Below are 1,076 nucleotides of genomic sequence, written 5' to 3' on the forward strand. Positions count from 1 at the left end.
GCATTCGAGGGGATTTTGTCACGGCGATCGCCTTGGGGGCCGACTTTGGGGAACTGTTAGCTGAGCAATTTTTGGAAATGTGGCAGCGGCTGGGGGCACCAGATCGCTTTGATCTTTTGGAATTGGGGGCTGGAACCGGGGCCTTTGCCCAAACCGTGTTGGCCCAGGCGCAAAAGCTACATCCAGAATTTTTTGCTGCCTTGCAGTACCACATCATTGAGGAGTCCGCCGCCCTCCGCCGCAGACAAACTGAGCTATTAGATCCCTGGCGAGAAATGGGCAAAATACAATGGCAAACTTGGCCGGAGTTGGCCAATGACAGCTTAGTGGGTTGTTGTTTTAGCAATGAATTCTTCGACGCTCTGCCTGTCCATCGGGTGGGCATCAAACAAGGGGTTTTGCAAGAGCAGTATATTGAGGCAGGGCCAACGGACCTGATCAGTGTTTGGGACGACCTATCCACTGAAAAATTAGTGGATTACTTTGCCAGCTTTGGTTTGCAGTTGACCAGTCCCCCCTACGAAGAAAATTATGAAACCGAAGTCAATCTAGCCGCCCAACAGGCCCTAGAAGAAATTGCTCGGGTTTTAGCCCAGGGGTGGGTATTAACGGTGGACTATGGCCATCCAGCGGGGAAATACTACCATCCCCAACGCAGCGGAGGCACTTTGCAATGCTATTTTCAACAACGGCACCACGACAATCCCTTTGTCAATTTGGGGCAACAGGACGTCACTGCCCATGTCAACTTCACTGCCCTGGAATGGTGGGGAGAATGCTATGGTCTGAACCGTTTAGACTTTAGCCAACAGGCACTTTTTTTAATGAATCTTGGCCTTGGCGATCGCCTAGCGGACCTATCCAGTGGTCAGTATGATTTGAACGAAATTTTTTCCCGACGGGCTATTTTGCACCAGTTAATTGATCCCAATGGCCTTGGTAAATTTGGAGTGCTATTACAGGGTAAGGGGCTAAATACCTCGATGAAGGAACCAACTTTGCGGGGTTTTAAGCCCCCAACGGCGTTGGAAATAGGAAATTTACCAATAGCGGGCTAGGCGGCAAACTTCCCCCAT

At 50.5% G+C, this 1,076-nt stretch carries 1 protein-coding gene; it reads left to right on the forward strand.

Annotated features, from left to right (window positions below):
- A partial coding sequence (locus tag IQ219_RS19805) for a class I SAM-dependent methyltransferase (RefSeq protein ID WP_194073762.1) occupies positions 1-1,058 on the forward strand: 1,058 nt, incomplete at its 5' end.
- Positions 1,059-1,076 lie beyond the last annotated feature (18 nt).

Origin of the sequence: Synechocystis sp. LEGE 06083 (assembly GCF_015207725.1) — a bacterium.
Taxonomy (GTDB): domain Bacteria; phylum Cyanobacteriota; class Cyanobacteriia; order Cyanobacteriales; family Microcystaceae; genus Synechocystis; species Synechocystis salina.